This is a genomic window from Sulfitobacter sp. KMM 9851, from assembly GCF_057178245.1.
The window spans coordinates 837,665-854,256 of record NZ_CM169991.1 but is presented as its reverse complement, the minus strand read 5'-3'; the positions used below and the strand labels follow the sequence as shown (position 1 = coordinate 854,256).

General features: G+C 60.3%; 17 protein-coding genes. 10 read left to right on the top strand and 7 right to left on the bottom strand.

The window, feature by feature from the left end; translation table 11 throughout:
* The first annotated feature begins 45 nt into the window (after positions 1-45).
* Complete coding sequence (locus AC1965_RS04210) at positions 46-504, top strand: universal stress protein (protein ID WP_483886043.1); 459 nt, start codon at positions 46-48, stop codon at positions 502-504.
* A 112-nt stretch (positions 505-616) separates the two neighbouring features.
* Here AC1965_RS04210 and AC1965_RS04205 read toward each other — a convergent pair whose 3' ends face one another.
* On the bottom strand, positions 617-970 hold the full coding sequence (locus tag AC1965_RS04205; RefSeq protein ID WP_483886042.1) for a hypothetical protein: 354 nt from the start codon (positions 968-970) through the stop codon (positions 617-619).
* 227 nt (positions 971-1,197) lie between these two features.
* Between AC1965_RS04205 and AC1965_RS04200 the strand changes: the two genes are divergently transcribed.
* The 9 genes from AC1965_RS04200 (at position 1,198) to AC1965_RS04160 (ending at position 9,473) form a co-directional block, all read left to right on the top strand.
* Entirely contained in the window at positions 1,198-1,758 is a 561-nt protein-coding gene (locus tag AC1965_RS04200; protein ID WP_483886041.1) for a NifU family protein, read from the top strand.
* Positions 1,751-2,374, top strand: coding sequence for a tRNA (adenosine(37)-N6)-threonylcarbamoyltransferase complex dimerization subunit type 1 TsaB (tsaB, locus tag AC1965_RS04195; protein WP_483886040.1), 624 nt, complete (start codon positions 1,751-1,753; stop codon positions 2,372-2,374). The genes AC1965_RS04200 and tsaB overlap by 8 nt, the downstream gene beginning before the upstream one ends.
* Positions 2,371-2,799 carry a GNAT family N-acetyltransferase gene (locus AC1965_RS04190; RefSeq protein WP_483886039.1) on the top strand — a complete coding sequence of 143 codons (429 nt, stop codon included), beginning with the start codon at positions 2,371-2,373 and terminating at the stop codon, positions 2,797-2,799. Before tsaB ends, AC1965_RS04190 begins: the two co-directional genes overlap by 4 nt.
* A gap of 139 nt (positions 2,800-2,938) precedes the next feature.
* Positions 2,939-3,940, top strand: a complete 1,002-nt coding sequence (locus tag AC1965_RS04185) for a BMP family lipoprotein (protein WP_483886038.1) — start codon at positions 2,939-2,941, stop codon at positions 3,938-3,940.
* A 2-nt stretch (positions 3,941-3,942) separates the two neighbouring features.
* Positions 3,943-5,580 (top strand): ABC transporter ATP-binding protein, encoded by a 1,638-nt coding sequence (locus tag AC1965_RS04180; protein ID WP_483886037.1) that lies wholly within the window; start codon positions 3,943-3,945, stop codon positions 5,578-5,580.
* Between the two features lies 1 nt (position 5,581).
* On the top strand, positions 5,582-6,712 hold the full coding sequence (locus AC1965_RS04175) for an ABC transporter permease (protein WP_483886036.1): 1,131 nt from the start codon (positions 5,582-5,584) through the stop codon (positions 6,710-6,712).
* Positions 6,712-7,680, top strand: a complete 969-nt coding sequence (locus AC1965_RS04170; RefSeq protein ID WP_483886035.1) for an ABC transporter permease — start codon at positions 6,712-6,714, stop codon at positions 7,678-7,680. Before AC1965_RS04175 ends, AC1965_RS04170 begins: the two co-directional genes overlap by 1 nt.
* A gap of 114 nt (positions 7,681-7,794) precedes the next feature.
* Complete coding sequence (locus AC1965_RS04165; RefSeq protein WP_483886034.1) at positions 7,795-8,709, top strand: sulfite exporter TauE/SafE family protein; 915 nt, start codon at positions 7,795-7,797, stop codon at positions 8,707-8,709.
* Complete coding sequence (locus tag AC1965_RS04160; RefSeq protein WP_483886033.1) at positions 8,706-9,473, top strand: TIGR02186 family protein; 768 nt, start codon at positions 8,706-8,708, stop codon at positions 9,471-9,473. The genes AC1965_RS04165 and AC1965_RS04160 overlap by 4 nt, the downstream gene beginning before the upstream one ends.
* Here the strand turns inward: AC1965_RS04160 and AC1965_RS04155 are convergent.
* The 6 genes from AC1965_RS04155 to AC1965_RS04130 form a co-directional block, all read right to left on the bottom strand.
* On the bottom strand, positions 9,470-10,168 hold the full coding sequence (locus AC1965_RS04155; RefSeq protein WP_483886032.1) for an SDR family oxidoreductase: 699 nt from the start codon (positions 10,166-10,168) through the stop codon (positions 9,470-9,472). The two genes, AC1965_RS04160 and AC1965_RS04155, sit on opposite strands and share 4 nt — an antisense overlap.
* Positions 10,165-11,706, bottom strand: a complete 1,542-nt coding sequence (locus AC1965_RS04150) for an ATP-dependent DNA helicase (protein ID WP_483886031.1) — start codon at positions 11,704-11,706, stop codon at positions 10,165-10,167. Before AC1965_RS04150 ends, AC1965_RS04155 begins: the two co-directional genes overlap by 4 nt.
* 41 nt (positions 11,707-11,747) lie before the next feature.
* Positions 11,748-12,383, bottom strand: a complete 636-nt coding sequence (locus tag AC1965_RS04145) for an acyl-homoserine-lactone synthase (protein ID WP_483886030.1) — start codon at positions 12,381-12,383, stop codon at positions 11,748-11,750.
* A 157-nt stretch (positions 12,384-12,540) separates the two neighbouring features.
* A complete protein-coding gene (locus AC1965_RS04140; protein WP_483886029.1) occupies positions 12,541-13,260 on the bottom strand; it encodes a helix-turn-helix transcriptional regulator in 720 nt (239 codons plus the stop codon).
* Positions 13,261-13,629: 369 nt separating this feature from the next.
* Entirely contained in the window at positions 13,630-14,907 is a 1,278-nt protein-coding gene (gene ccrA, locus AC1965_RS04135) for a crotonyl-CoA carboxylase/reductase (RefSeq protein ID WP_483886028.1), read from the bottom strand.
* A gap of 123 nt (positions 14,908-15,030) precedes the next feature.
* Entirely contained in the window at positions 15,031-16,428 is a 1,398-nt protein-coding gene (locus AC1965_RS04130) for a 1-acyl-sn-glycerol-3-phosphate acyltransferase (RefSeq protein ID WP_483886027.1), read from the bottom strand.
* Between the last annotated feature and the right edge of the window lie 164 nt (positions 16,429-16,592).

The following is a 16,592-nucleotide window of genomic DNA, read 5'->3' as shown; positions in this document are numbered from 1 at the left end:
CCGCGCCATGATCGCGCGCAGGCCCATGGGCCAAGGAGTATTCGGATGCGGAAATTTCTGGTGGTGCTGGATGACAGCACAGAATGTCTCAACGCAATGCGCTTTGCCGCGCTGCGGGCAGCCCGCACAGGCGGGGGCGTGGCCGTCCTGTCAGTGATCCCGCCGGACGAGTTCAACCACTGGATCGGCGTTGGTGACATCATGCGCGCCGAGGCCCGTGAACGGATCGAAGTGCATTTTGAGGTCTTTGCCAAATGGATGCGCGACAAACAGGGTGTCGACCCGGAATTGGTGATCCGCGAGGGTGTGCCAACCGATGAGATCATTCAGCAGATCGCCGACGACCCGGAAATTGGCGTATTGGTGCTGGGGGCGAGTGGCGACAGCAAGAAGGGCCCCGGTCCGTTGGTGACACAGCTATCCCGCGCAGCAGGTTCGCTGCCCGTGCCGATCACCATCGTTCCTGGCGACCTGAGCAAAGAACGTCTGGAAGCGATAACCTGAGCGCGTTATCGACAATTGAACACCGGTCTCTTGCAGCACCCGCGCCGCATCTGCGCGACAACTGCAAAGGATCGGTATCGTCGATTGTAGTTGGTTCTGCCAAAGGCCGCGCTCAGGCGGGGGTGGCGCCCCCGGCGTCTGGCACTGTGACCACTTGAGCAACTTGGCCTGCACGCACCGAGCGCAGCATCATCGGCACCCCAAGAATTGCCAGCGCGACAAGTGCAGCAACCACCGCGGCAGGCGCCAGGCCCAAGCCCATCAGTTGCGCGGACGGAGTCGCCACGGCTTTGATCAAAAAGCCAATTCCGATAGGGAGCGCCAGTGTCATTGCAACGCAAAACAACATGCTGCCGCCCGCCATACGGGTCCAGCGGGCGGGCGTTGGACGGCGATGCGCCGCAAAACCCCAAGCAAAAATCAGGGCGGTCACAGCCAATGTGCCGACCCCAAGTAGAATATCCATTCCTGTCTCCGTGGAAGGATGCAGCGCAGTCGGTGCGGGTTTCCGGCCCGGCGACTCATGCATCAATGGCGCATTATTACGTGGCGGTTTAGGTTCTGCTAAGCGGTATTTTTGCACCCGCTAGACCTGCGCCGTTTCACGCGCACTCAGACTTAGAATCATTCCAAACCTTGACTTGGCGGTCCCGGACCCGCATATCCTTTATAGCGCCAAGCGAGGTAAACGCCATGTTCATCCAGACCGAATCCACCCCGAATCCAGCTACTCTGAAATTCCTGCCCGGTCAGACCGTGCTTGAGGTCGGCACAGCCGATTTCCCGACGTCCGACACCGCCGCGACCTCGCCCTTGGCGACCCGCCTTTTTGCCGTCGAAGGGGTTACCGGCGTGTTCTTTGGCGCCGATTTTGTTACCGTCACCAAACAGGACGCGGTCGAGTGGGATCACGTGAAACCCGCCCTGCTGGGCGCGATCATGGAACATTTCCAATCCGGCGATGCGGTAATGGCAACCGACCACCAGCCCAGTTCGGGCCACGCCGCGCATGACGGCGAAGATGGTGAGATTGTCGGCCAGATCAAAGAGTTGCTGGACAGCCGCGTACGTCCCGCCGTGGCTCAGGATGGTGGCGACATCACATTCCACGGGTTCGACCGCGGGATCGTGTACCTGCATATGCAGGGCGCCTGCGCTGGCTGCCCCTCGTCTACGCTGACGCTTAAAATGGGTATCGAAAACCTGCTGCGCCACTACATCCCCGAAGTGACCGAGGTGCGCCCGGTTGCCTGATATATCGGGCAATGGGCCGTTGATCCTTGCCTTTGACACATCGGCCGCGCATTGCGCGGCCGCTTTGCTGTCGGGTGACAAGATTTTGCACAGCGTGGTCGAGCCGATGGCAAAAGGACAGGCGGAACGTCTGATGGGCCTATGCGCCGACGTGCTGGCTGAAGCAGGGGTTGGATATGACGCGCTGACGGCGATTGGTGTGGGCATCGGGCCGGGAAATTTCACCGGCATCCGCATTGCCGTGTCGGCGGCGCGTGGACTGGCGTTGGGGCTTGGCGTGCCCGCGGTCGGCGTCTCAAACTTTGATGCCCTCCGGTTTGGCCAGACCGGCCCTTGTGCCTGCGCCGTGGACGCGCGGCGCGACCAAATATTCCTGCAAGGATTTGATAATCCTGGCATTTCAACGCCGTCACTTTGTGATATCGCGGCACTGCCCGCCTTTGATGGTCCGCTCATCGGCGCGCATGGCCGCGCCCCGGCCCATCCGGTGGCCGACGCGATTTGCTACCTCACGGCGGCGCGCTACGCCAGCCACCCGCCGCGCCCGAAACCGCTCTACCTGCGCCCGGCCGACGCGGCGCCCGCGCGCGACGCCGCACCGGTGCTGCTGCCGTGACCCCACAAGACATGGCGCGGCTGCATGCCGCTGCTTTCACCCTTGATCGGCCGTGGCAGGCCGCCGAATTTGCCAGCCTGATGGACAGCCCCCTGGTGCTGCGCATTGCAGTCGACCATGGTTTTGCCCTGACCCGCACCGTTGCACGAGAATCAGAGCTGCTGACCATCGCCGTCGACCCCGCGCACCAGCGGCAGGGCATCGCGCGTGGCCTGATGCAGCACTGGCTCTCAACCCGGCCCCAGGACGCCGACAGCGCTTTTCTTGAGGTGGCAGCAGATAACGCCCCTGCCATCGCGCTTTACGCTCAAATGGGCTTTGACCGCATCGCCACACGCAAGGCATATTACGCGCGCACATCCGGTCCGGCAGTCGATGCGCTGATCCTGCGGCGTGACTTGACCCATGGTCAGCCACGTCAATAAGCCCCCCCGGCAACAGAAAGCGGTTGACCCTCCCCCCCGCCTGCGCCCTAAATTACATCTGATCATCTGATCCAATCAACGCCGGTTCGGCGGGCCCCTGCGCCCGACCATCCGACATATCAACACTGGGAGACATCTAATGACCCTTATGACCAAATTCCTCGGCGCAGCCGCTGGCCTGGCCCTGACGGCAGGTGCCGCGCTGGCCGAGCCCGCCCTGATCTTTGACCTTGGCGGCAAATTCGACAAAAGCTTTAACGAAGCTGCCTTTAACGGTGCGACACGTTGGGCCGAAGAAACCGGCGGCACCTTTGCCGAAATCGAAATGCAGTCCGAAGCTCAGCGTGAACAGGCGCTGCGCCGCTTTGCCGAGTCAGGCGCAAACCCGATCATCACCATGGGCTTTGCCATGGCCGATCCGCTGTCCACCGTCGCTCCTGATTACCCGGACACAAAATTTGCCGTCATCGACGTCAGCTGGCTCGACATTCCGAACGTCCGCCAGATCAGCTTTGCCGAGCATGAAGGCTCCTACCTCGTTGGCATGATGGCCGCGATGGCCTCCAAGACCGGCACCGTCGGTTTTGTCGGCGGCATGGACGTGCCGCTGATCCGTCACTTTGGCTGTGGCTACGCGCAGGGCGTCAAGGCAGTGAACCCTGACGCCAAGATCATCGCCAACATGACAGGCACCACCCCTGCCGCGTGGAACGACCCGGTCAAGGGTTCCGAAATCACCAAGGCGCAGATCAGTCAAGGCGCTGATGTTGTCTTTGCTGCCGCAGGCGGGACCGGCGTGGGCGTGCTGCAAACAGCCGCCGATGAAAACATCCTTTCGATCGGCGTGGACAGCAACCAGAACCACCTGCACCCGGGCAAGGTTCTGACATCCATGCTGAAGCGCGTCGATGTGGCCGTGTATAATGCCATGAAGGCAGGCGAAGAGCTTGAGACCGGCACCGTCGTGACCTTGGGCCTGGCCGACGACGGTGTGGGCGTAGCACTTGACGAAAACAACGCAGATCTAGTCACCGAAGAGATGAAAACGGCGATTGAAGAAGCGCGTCAAAAGATCATTAACGGCGAAATTGAGGTGGTCTCCTATTACGCCAACGACAGCTGCCCCGCACTGGACTTCTAAGCGTGACGGCAGATGACCATAAGGGGCGGCAGGCAACTGCCGCCCCCGATGCCTTTCCGGCCATTGAGCTGAAGGGCATTTCAAAGGCGTTTGGACCGGTGCAGGCCAACAAGGACATCTCGATCCGGGTCATGCCTGGCACGATCCACGGCATCATCGGCGAAAATGGGGCGGGTAAGTCGACCTTGATGTCGATCCTCTACGGCTTTTACAAAGCAGACAAAGGCACGATTTTTATCGCCGGCCAAAAGACAGACATCCCCGACAGCCAGGCGGCCATCGCGGCGGGCATCGGCATGGTGTTCCAACACTTCAAGCTGGTCGAAAACTTTACGGTTCTGGAAAATATCATTCTGGGCGCCGAAGATGGCCGCCTGTTGAAACCCTCCCTGGCGAAAGCGCGCAAGTCACTGGTCGAACTGGCCGCAGATTACGGGCTGAACGTCGAACCCGACGCGCTTGTGCAGGACATCGGCGTGGGGATGCAGCAGCGCGTAGAGATTCTGAAGGCGCTGTATCGACAGGCCGACATCCTTATTTTGGACGAACCCACCGGGGTGCTGACCCCGGCAGAGGCCGACCAACTGTTCCGTATTCTCGGGCGTCTGCGCTCTGAGGGGAAAACCATCATCCTGATCACCCACAAGCTGCGCGAGATCATGGAGATCACCGACACCGTATCCGTCATGCGGCGCGGCGAAATGACCGCCACTGTCAAGACCGAAGACACATCGCCCGCCGAACTGGCAGAATTAATGGTAGGCCGTAAGGTCTTGTTACGGGTGGATAAAAAACCAGCCACCCCCGGCGAAGTGGTGCTGGATGTCAAAGGGCTGCGCGTGGTTGATGACAAGGGCGTCGAGCGCCTGCGCGGCGTCGATCTACAGGTACGCGCGGGTGAGGTGCTGGGGCTGGCGGGGGTTGCCGGCAACGGCCAATCCGAACTGCTTGAGGTATTGGGCGGCTATGAGGACGGTACCGGAACGGTCACCCTGAACGGTCAGGAACTGGACCTCACTGGCAAATACTCCGACGGGCGTTCGCGCCGGGCGCGCGGCGTGGCCCATGTGCCCGAAGACCGCCAGCGCGAAGGGCTGATCATGGATTTCCACGCTTGGGAAAACACGGCTTTCGGCTACCATGATGACCCTAATTATCAAAACGGCGTGCTGATGGACAACGCGGCCATCCGCGCCGACACTGTGGCCAAGATGGAGCGTTTCGACGTACGCCCCCCTGACCCCAGCCTGGCGGCCAAGAACTTTTCTGGCGGCAACCAGCAGAAGATCGTGCTGGCCCGCGAGATTGAGCGTAACCCTGACCTGCTGTTGGTCGGTCAACCCACCCGTGGCGTTGACATCGGCGCCATTGAATTTATCCACCAGCAAATCGTCGCGCTGCGCGATCAAGGCAAGGCGATCCTGCTGGTATCGGTCGAGCTTGAAGAAATCCTCGCCCTGTCCGACCGCATTGCGGTCATGTTTGACGGGCGCATCATGGGCGAACGCCTGCCCGATCAGACCGACGAAAAAGAACTGGGGCTGTTGATGGCGGGTATCACCGACACGGACACCGAACACAGCGTGGCAGAGGTAGAGGCAAATCTTGCCCGTGCCAAAGCCAGCGAAAAGGGGGCCTGACATGGACGTGATGCCAAAATGGGCCGAGGTGATCCTCGTGCCACTGATATCGCTCTTGCTCGCCGCATTTATTTCGGCGCTGGTGATCCTTGCCATCGGCGAAGACCCAATTGCCGCCGTGAACATGATGGTCAAAGGCGCGCTGGGGTCGACCTATGGCTGGGGCTATACCCTGTATTACGCAACCAATTTCATCTTTACCGGTCTGGCGGTTTCCATCGCTTTTCACGCGCGTCTGTTCAACATCGGTGGCGAAGGTCAGGCGATGCTCGGCGGCTTGGGCGTTGCACTGGCGGTGCTGTATATTCCGTGGCCACATTGGTCGCTGGCGCTGATCGGCGCGATGGCAATGGCGGGACTATTTGGGGCAGTCTGGGCCGCGGTACCCGGTTGGTTGCAGGTCAAACGCGGCAGCCACGTGGTGATCACGACGATCATGTTCAACTTCATCGCCGCCGCCCTGCTGAACTACGTGTTGGTCAACCTGATGCGTCCCAAGGGCAGCATGGACCCGGCCAGCGCGCGTTTCCCCGACGCGACCCACCTGCCCAGCCTGCACGAGATGCTGGCTCCCATTGGCATCAATTTCTCCAAATCCGCCCCGGCAAATATCTCTCTTTTGGTGGCCGTGGCGGCCTGTGTCCTGCTGTGGTTGCTGATCTGGCGCACCCGACTCGGGTACGAGATCCGCGCCTACGGCCATTCCGAACCAGCCGCGAGATACGCAGGTATCTCACCAGTGCGCATTACAATGATCGCGATGATCATTTCGGGCGCGCTGGCGGGCATGATGGCGATCAACAACGTCATGGGCGAAAGCGAACGACTGGTCTTGAACGCCACCGAAGGGGCCGGTTTCATCGGCATCGCAGTGGCCCTGATGGGGCGTAGTCACCCCTTGGGCGTGTTCATCGCCGCCCTGCTGTTCGGCTTTCTCTACCAGGGCGGGGCAGAACTGGCCCTCTGGACGTCAATTCCACGAGAGCTGATTGTGGTCATTCAGGCGTTAGTGATCCTGTTCACAGGGGCGCTTGATAACATGGTGCGGATGCCGCTGGAACGATTGTTCCTGATGTGGCGCCGCCCCGGCCCGCCCAAGCCCAAACGCAACCCGGCGGAGCCTGCAAACTGATGGATTATCTTACCCTTATCCAACTGCTCGACAGTACCGTGCGTCTGGCAACACCGCTTTTGCTGGCCTGCCTGGCAGGGCTTTATTCCGAACGTGCAGGAATTTTTGACATCGGCCTAGAGGGCAAGATGCTGGCGGCGGCGTTCTTCTCAGCAGCCCTTGCGTCAATCACCGGATCGGTATGGCTTGGCCTTGCCGCAGGCATCGGGGCCTCGCTGGCGCTGAGCGCGCTTCACGGAGTTGCTTCGATCACCTTTCGCGGCAATCAACTGATCTCGGGCGTGGCAATCAATTTTCTGGCCGCCGGCATGACCGTGTTGATCGCACAAGACTGGTTTGCCCAGGGCGGGCGCACCCCTTCCTTGTTTGGCGGCGCGCGGTTCGAGCCGCTGACCCTGCCGGGCGCAAATGCCATTGCCGATGTTCCCTTCATCGGCCCCCTTTATGCTGAACTGATCTCAGGCCATTCCATCCTTGTCTACGTGGCCTTCGCCGCTGTGCCGTTCACGTGGTGGCTGTTGTTTCGCACCCGCTTTGGTCTGCGCCTGCGTGCCGTGGGTGAAAACCCCGCCGCAGTCGATACCGCAGGCGTGTCTGTCGTCGGCCTGCGCTACGCTGCCGTGGCAATCTGCGGTGTGCTCTGCGGAATCGCGGGCGCCTACCTCAGCACCGCCTTACAGGCGGGTTTCGTAAAGGACATGTCTGCCGGACGCGGCTTTATCGCCCTGGCGGCCCTGATATTTGCGAAATGGCGTCCTTGGTACGCGCTTTGGGCAACGCTGCTCTTTGGTTTGTTCGGCGCGCTGGAAACCCGGCCAGATGTCATCCAGGCGGTCATGGGTATCAAAGTGCAGGGACAATTGCTGAGCGCGCTGCCCTACCTGATGACCGTGGTGATTCTCGCAGGCTTCGTTGGCAAGGCGATACCACCACGCGCCGGCGGCGAACCCTATGTAAAGGAACGCTGACGGGAACCGGGGCAAACTGGTTTTAAGGCCAGTTTGCCCCCTCCCATCATCCCATTTCGCTGCATGGCAGCAGGGTCTATTGATTTGACCCTACGTTCAGGTCTACCAATTGCCATGCAAATTTACCTGCCCATTGCCGAACTATCGGTCAACGCCTTCATGCTGCTTGGCCTTGGCGGGCTTGTGGGCATCTTGTCAGGCATGTTTGGTGTCGGGGGCGGGTTCCTGATCACGCCACTTCTGTTCTTTGTCGGCATCCCGCCTGTCGTGGCTGTGGCCACCTCGACCAACCAGATCGTCGCCTCATCCTTTTCCGCCCTGCTGGCTCACCTCAAACGCCGCACGGTGGATTTTCGCATGGGGTGGGTGCTGCTGGCGGGCGGGCTGATCGGCTCTGCCCTTGGCATGGTGGTATTCAACTACCTAAAATCTCTGGGTCAGGTCGATCTGCTGGTGACGCTTTGCTATGTCATATTTCTGGGCATCATCGGCGCCTTGATGTTCGTCGAATCCTTCAACGCCATCCGCCGCACCCGCAAGGGCGGCCGCATCCTGCGCAAGAAACACAATTGGGTACACGGGCTGCCTTTCAAGATGCGGTTCCGCGTCTCGGGGCTTTATATTTCCGTCATCCCGCCCCTGATGGTTGGCGCCTCTGTCGGTGTATTGTCGGCCATCATGGGCGTCGGAGGCGGCTTTATCATGGTGCCGGCAATGATCTATCTGTTGGGAATGCCCACAAAAGTCGTGATCGGCACATCGCTGCTTCAGATCATCTTTGTCACCAGTTTCACCACGATGCTGCACGCCACGACGAACCAGACAGTTGATATCGTTCTGGCGGTGCTGTTGCTGGTGGGCGGTGTGCTGGGCGCGCAGGTCGGCACCCGCATAGGTGTGCGCATGAAGGCAGAACAGTTGCGCATCCTTCTGGCACTGCTGGTGCTGGCGGTCTGTGGCAAGCTGGCCTTGGACCTGCTGCTGCAACCCACCGAGCTTTACAGCCTCGCCCCGGTGGCCCGGCGATGAGGCGGGTTCTGGTCTCTGTCATCGTGCTGTTCCTGCTGCCGTTGGCCGCTACGGCGAACGAGGAAATCGTGCTTGGTCTCAGCCAGGCCGAAGTGTCTATAACCACCAATTTCGACGGCTCGGAAATCTTGGTCTACGGTGCCGTAAAACGCGAAACGCCGATCCCGGATGGCGCGCCGCTGCAGGTCATTGTCACCGTATCCGGCCCTTCCCTGCCCGTGCTGGTGCGGCGCAAGGAACGGCGTTTTGGCATCTGGGTCAATACCGACGCCGTCGAGGTCGACCGCGCGCCCAGCTTCTATGCCGTCGTCACATCCGGCCCGCTGTCCAAGGTCCTCAAACGTATCGAAGACCTACGGCACAAGATATCCATCCCGCGCGCGATTAGGTCCGTCGGGGCGCCGATGAACATTACCAATTCCAGTAGCTTTACCGAAGCGCTGATCCGTATCCGCACCCGCGATGGCCTGTATCATGTCATCGAAGACGGCGTGACGATTGACGAACAAACCCTGTTCCGCGCCGCCGTCGCCCTGCCCGCTGCCCTGACCGAAGGCGCCTATGACACGCGCATCTTCCTGACGCGCGGCGGCACTGTGGTGGCGCAATATGAAACGATTATCGACGTGCGCAAGGTCGGTCTGGAACGCCTACTGTTCAACATGTCGCGCGAACAGTCGTTCCTCTATGGGGTGTTGTCGCTGATCATCGCCATCGCTGCCGGATGGGGCGCCTCTGCGGTCTTTGGTCTGCTGCGCCGCTAACCTCGGCCGATATAGGGCATTTTTGTTGCCATCACCGTCATGAACTGCACATTCGCCGACAAAGGCAATTCGGCCATATGCAGCACGGATTTCGCTGCATGATCCACATCCATCGCGTCCATGCTTGGGTTCTGCGCTTTCAATGCTGCCACCATCGGCGTCTCGGCATTGCCGATGTCAATTTGACCGCAGGCAATGTCAAAGGGCCGCCCGTCCAGCGACAGTGATTTTGTCAGCCCGGTGATGGCATGCTTTGTCGTGGTATAACAAACCGAACCGGGCCTCGGTACATGCGCCGACAATGACCCGTTGTTGATGATCCGCCCGCCAGCGCCCTGCGCGCGCATGGCAGCAAAGGCCAGCCGTGCCGCGATGAACATCCCATGCAGATTGACCGACAACACCTGCGCCCAATCCTCAAGCGGCACCTCATCAATCGGGGCAGAGGGGCCAAACATACCCGCATTATTGAACAGCACATCGACATGCCCGAACTGGTCAAACGCCGCCTGCATCGCCTTGGCATCCGTGACATCCGCAGGCAGCGCGACCGCATGGGGATAATCCGCAGCAAAAGCGGCCAATACCTCGGCCCGCCGCGCAATCAGCCCCACCCGCCATCCTGCGGCCAAGAAGACCTCTGCGGTGGCGCGGCCAATGCCAGAACTCGCCCCGGTGATCAGTATCGACTTCATGCAAAATCCTCTTCTGGTGCGTCCAACGTCAGTGCTGCTGCTGGCGTCGCACGCAGATCGTCGACCTGCAACGGCCCGCTGGGTTTGCTCAACCGGTTGCGCACAACCCATATCAGCCGTTCCTGCGCGCGGGTGATGGCAACATAAGCCAGCCTTTTCCACAACGGCTGGCCGGCCTCAGACCGCCCCATCCGGGCGGCCGCAAAAAGATCGGGCGCAAAGACCTGCACCGTTTCCCACTGGCTGCCCTGCGCCTTGTGAATGGTCACCGCCGCGCCGTGCAGAAAAGTCGCCCCCATACGCGCCGCAAAGGGGATAAAGGGCTCTTCCTCGTCGGGCTTTTCGATCTTTACGATCGACGCGGCGCTGATCTGCGGGTCCTCTGCCCCGATGACGTGCAACCGACTAAAGCCCGGCTTGCGCCCCTCGCCCAGATACACCACCTGCGCACCCTTGATCAGACCGCGCGCCTCAAGATCCAGCCGTTTCTTGCGGTGCTTCAACGGCAATTCGATACCATCGCAGATCAACGGCTCCCCCGCCAGCAGCGCATCTTCGGGCGCGCCATGCACGGATCGAAACGCATTGATCAGCCTGATGCGCGTGGCGTTGCGCCAGACCAGCACCGGACTGCGCGCCATCAGATCAACCTCGACCCGCTGGCCCCAGACCACGCGATCATCGCGGCGTGCGGCGTCTTCGATCATCCGCTCGAAATCCTCAAAGCCGAGCTGCGGATCAGCAAGAGCATGGGCCAGATCAAGGATCGGGTTATCCGCCTCCTGCCGATGCACCCGGCTAAGGTTCATCACCCGGTTTTCCGGCAACTTCTCGAACACCATCGTGCCCGACTGCCCCACCGGGGCCAACTGCGCCGGATCGCCGAACAACAGCAGCGTCGGAAAAATCTCTTTCAGATCTTCGAACTGCTTGTCGTCCAGCATCGAACTTTCGTCGACAAACCCGATATCCAACGGCTCTTCACGCCGTTTCCAGCCCGTGATGAAATCACTGCCGCGCAGCCCGGCGGCGGCCAGCGCGCCGGGAATGGATTTGTTGTTCGCATAAAACGCCGCCGCCCGGTCCAGCGCAATTTCTGTAAGCCCTTCGACATCAACCGGGCGTTCACCGTTGCCTGTCAGCCATTCAGCGATACGCTCGTATTCCGGGTCGTAAACCGGCGTATAGAGGATTCGATGGATCGTCGTCGCCGGCACGCCGCGCAGACGCAGCACGCTGGCGGCCTTGTTCGTCGGCGCCAGAATCGCAAGCGAGCGTTTGTCCCGCCGCTTGCGCGCTTCATAATCACCCGAAACAATATCGACACCCGTCGCCTCCAGCGCCTTGTAAAGCTCGGCCAGCAGCAATGTCTTGCCGGATCCTGCCTTACCGGTAACTGCCATCACCTGGTCGGCGCCGCCCGGCGGCGGCATCAGCAGATTGTCGTCCAGATCAATACCGGCACTGCGCAGCATCGCTGCCACGCTATCATGTGCTGCGGCCTGATCTTCGGAATATGTAAGGTCGGTTGATGTCATGGCGCGACCCTAAATCAGGGTCGCGCCGGGGGCCAGACAGGTTATCCTGTTTTGACCCTTCCCTCCCCTCCGGAAGGTGAAAAAGCGCGGTCGAACCATCGCCGAGACTGCGCCGGGGTCACCCCCGCCCGCTGTGCCACCCGCCCCGCGTCATCCTGATCAAAGGCCCACAATCCAACCGACACCTGATCGCGCCCGGCACCCGTGCTGCCCAGCACATCGGGCGATGCACCAATCATGCGGTAGATGCGCACCATGCGGGCATCAAACACCCCCACGAAATGCTTAACACCGAACCCCTGCATGATCTCGCCCCCCGCCAGCATCAGCGCTGCCGCGACTTCGGGCCCGGCCCCGCGCGCCAGACAGAATCGTGTGCATTCCCATATCAGCGGGCTGCGCAGCGGGCCGTCCAGCAAATGCGCAAAGTGGTCATTGATCATCACCGGCCCTGTTGTCGGCAAAAACCGCATCGACCCTGCGTGATCGCCCTGCGCGTCCTCCCAGATGACATATAGCGGGTCCATCGCATCATATGCGTCCCTCTCATATCCGTTCTCATCAACACTGACGTCCCAGCCCAACCGCGCCTTGAATTGGTCCGCCCGCCCCCGAAACATCCCCGCCGCCAACCGCGGAAATTTCGCCAGATCACGCCCGTAAAGATATCTCAGCATGCCGCCCCCTGATCGCCAACAATGACCAAGGTCTTAACCCTGCGCGCCTTAATGCCCCGTCGACCGAGCGCGCGCCTTTTGCCCGGATCACGCAACACGCCCTCGTCTATTGGTGAAAATATTCCTCAAGGTGAGCTTGAAGGGCGCAGCACCCCTCTCAGACAACGATCAATCCCCTGCTCAGCGCGCGGGCAACCGCATGGGTGGTATTGAGCGCGCCCAACTTGAACCGCGCGCTTTCCACATAAACCCGCAGCGTGTGTTCCGAGATCGCCAAGGTATTTGCGACCTGCGCGCGGTTATACCCAATCGCCAGCAACGTCATCGCATCGACCTCGCGCGGCGACAGCGATTGTGCCGCATCGGGGGTGCGGTTCGGCTCAAACTCCAGCGCTTTTTGATTAAAATAATGCGCAATCAGGATCAGGTCGCGCCGATGGCTTTCCGTGAAATCAGCCCAGATCGCATCGTCGCAGGTATGATTTGCGGTAAACAATGCAAATTGGCCATTCGGCCCCCGGATCGGGACGGAAAACCCTTGATTGCCAATGCCATGCTGAACTGCCTCTCGTTGAAAGGCGCGCGCCGCCTTTGACGACCAGTCCAGACGCTTCCAATCCACCGGGTGAAACCGTTGGTAGCAGCCACTGACCACAGGATCGATCCGCAGGTAGTTCTGCTTTTGGTAATGTTCGGCCCAGGCGCGGTCATAGGTGCCGCAACCATATTGCGCGCCTGCGCTGTCGACCCAATGATAAACGATGTGATCAATGGCATAATGATCGCGCAGCGCGACCGTTGCGTCCTGCAGCGCGTCGAGCGTGTCAGCCTGCTCCAGCGCCTCCAATATCTGTTCCACCTGCGGCTGTATTCCCATGCGTCTGGCCCGTGGCCCTTTCCTTCAGCTCAGACATTTCAGCCAGGGCGACATGCGCGGTGTCATCCAACTGCTCCGCAAGGCGTGGCAGGTTGTTCGACACCGCAAATGCTCTCAGATCGGCCAACACGTCCAATATCCAGTCACTTCGCATGATGAGGGTCGTCCCTAAATGGTTAACGATTGATTAACACAACCATAGCATGTGCTGAGTTTTTACGAAATTCGCACATTTCACCTCCCCCAAAATAGCGAGGGGGCCGTTTCTAAGGCACTGATTGCAAAGGGCAGTGCATCATATCAACGAAAACCCCCGCCGCAGGCTGACCGCGACGGGGGTAATATGACGACGGTTTGCCACTGCTGTCGTCAGCGCGCGTCCAATGCGTCTTCAAAGGTGCGCAGACCAGTTTTGGGGGCCTGCACCAGCACCGACATATTGCCGGGCTTATGTTCATTGCGCAGCATTTTCATATGCGCTTGCGGCAGGTCTTCCCAGGTAAAGACTTCGGACATGCACGGATCAAGCCGCCGCTCCAACATCAGCTTATTGGCCGCCGATGCCTGCTTGAGATGCGCAAAATGGCTGCCCTGAAGACGTTTCTGATGCATCCACATATAGCGCACATCGAAGGTCAGGTTGAACCCGCTGGTGCCCGCGCAGATCACCACCATGCCACCCTTTTTCACGACAAAGGTGGAAACCGGGAACGTCGCCTCGCCGGGGTGTTCAAACACCATGTCGACGTTCACGCCCTTGCCGGTGATATCCCAGATCGCTTTGCCAAACTTTCGCGTTTCGTTGAACCATTCCTTGTATTCCGGCGTGTTCACTGTGGGCAGTTGCCCCCAGCACTTAAAATCCTTGCGGTTCAGCACGCCCTTGGCCCCCAGATCCATTACGAACTGGCGCTTGCTCTCGTCAGAAATAACCCCGATCGCATTCGCCCCGGCCGTGTTGATCAACTGGATCGCGTAAGAACCCAAGCCACCCGATGCACCCCAGACCAACACGTTCTGCCCCGGTTTCAGGTCGTGAGGTTCGTGGCCGAACAGCATCCGATATGCGGTGGCTAGCGTCAGCGTGTAGCACGCGCTTTCCTCCCAGGTCAGGTGCTTGGGGCGCGGCATAAGCTGCTGACTTTGTACGCGTGTGAACTGCGCAAACGACCCGTCGGGTGTCTCATAGCCCCAAATGCGCTGGCTTGGGGAATACATCGGATCGCCGCCGTTACATTCCTCATCGTCGCCATCGTCTTGGTTGCAGTGGATCACCACCTCGTCGCCGACCTTCCAGCGCTTTACCTTGTCGCCCACAGCCCAGACGATGCCCGAGGCATCAGAGCCCGCGATATGATAGGGCTGCTTGTGACCGTCAAAGGGGCTGATTGGCACGCCGCGCGCGGCCCAGACACCGTTGTAATTAACGCCGGCGGCCATCACCAGCACCAGCACATCCTGGCTGTCGAGCTGCGGTACATCGACAACTTCCTGCAGCATCGCACTGTCCGGGTCGCCATGCCGTTCGCGGCGGATCGCCCAGGCGTACATCTGTTTCGGGACATGCCCCATGGGGGGCATTTCGCCCAGCTCATAGAGGTCCTTTTCGGGTGCGTCATATGCCGCGTGCTTGGTGTCCAGTGCCATGCGGGCCTCCTGATCTTTACAGCTTTTCAACTTGGATGCCGCAATGCAGAATCGCGGCGGCTCCCCCATGGGATAAGATCGGTCACGCAACAATGCAACCCTAGTAAAACTATTTTTGTAACTTTATGACCCAGCAGGTGCAGAAAATTCCTTCGCATCCGCAGCATTCTGAGCAAAGAAATGTGTGATTGAATTTGCATAGAAGCGCAGGACCGGCGCCTGATCCACCTCAATCCGCCATTCCGCACCCTCACACAGGATCACTCCACGCTTGGCCAGACGCGCCGTGGCAAGGCTTACCTCTTCTGGCAGGCTGTCGGGCTTTGGCACGCGGTTGCCGGGAGGGACGCTGGCCAATGCTTCGCCAACCCTGGCCAATAGCGCCTCTTCACTCAGCGGTGTGTCACTGCGCAACAGCACATGCGCAATCAGCGGCACCACCAGCACCGGCATCGCATCGGTGATGCGCTGAATCAGCAGGTGCGACAGATCTTCAACGCTCAGCCCCTCGCCGCCGCCCCGCATCGACACGGGCGCGCCAAAGGCGACCGCCGCCGCGCCAAAGCGCGTTTCCTTGCCGCGCAACCGCCGCCACAGCTTGCGCAGCACAAACCCAACCACCACGGTGATCCGCGCACCAAAACGACGGTCACCGCGCTGGTCGGCCGCGATCAACACACGGTCCTCAAGCACCCTGTCATAGTTGATAGCAACCGGCACAAACACGATGTCGCGCTCACCTTCCGGGTCAAACCCTTCCACCACGTAGGACAGTAGTCCCATCTTGGGCGGTTGCACGGCACCATTCAGGCTCAACCCGCCTTCGGGGTAGATCGCCTGCGTGACGCCGCCTGCTGTGGCCAGTTGCACGTAACGCGCCAATACCTTGCGATACAGCGCCCCGCGCGACCGGCGCCTGATGAAATATGCCCCAAGCGACCGGATAAACCGGCTCAGCGGCCAGACCCGCGCCCATTCCCCCACAGCATAGCTTAGCGCCGACGACCGCGCCGCCAGATATGTCACCAACATATAATCCATGTTCGAGCGGTGGTTCATGATGAACACCACGGTCGCATCCTTGGGGATCGCGGCAAAAGTCACTTCGTTGCTGCTGGCCGTCTCAACCCGGTAAACGGCATTCGCCAGCAGCCGGGCCAAACGGATGCCAAAGCTAAAATAGGCAAACGCGGAAAAGCTGGGCACGATCTCGCGCGCGTATTCCCGCGCCTTTTGAAAGGCCACGTTTTCGGGCACGCCATTGGCGCGGGCATGGTTGACGATCTCTTGGGTGACTTCAGGATCATAGATCAGGCGCTGGATCATGTCGTGCCGCCGCGCCAGCTTGAACGGCTCAATCGGCCGCGTCAGTCGCGTATTCAGCCGCGCCACAGCCCGTTCCAACCGACGGCGAAAGAACCAGCGCACCGATGGCAGCAGAAAGTGGCTTAGCGCCGTGACGGCGGCAAATACCAAGATGAGGATGAAAAGCCACAGGGGCAATTGCACAGTTTGCGTCATGAACAGCACCCTTACAGGGCCGCAGGACAAGGACAATATCTAACTGAACCACGCTATCTGACCAGTAACGCCAGACCCACAGGACGCGTATCACAACCCCGCGACTGCCACGCCCCGGATTTCAATCTTGCAGGGAGCGGCGGAAACCTCACTACATAGGGATG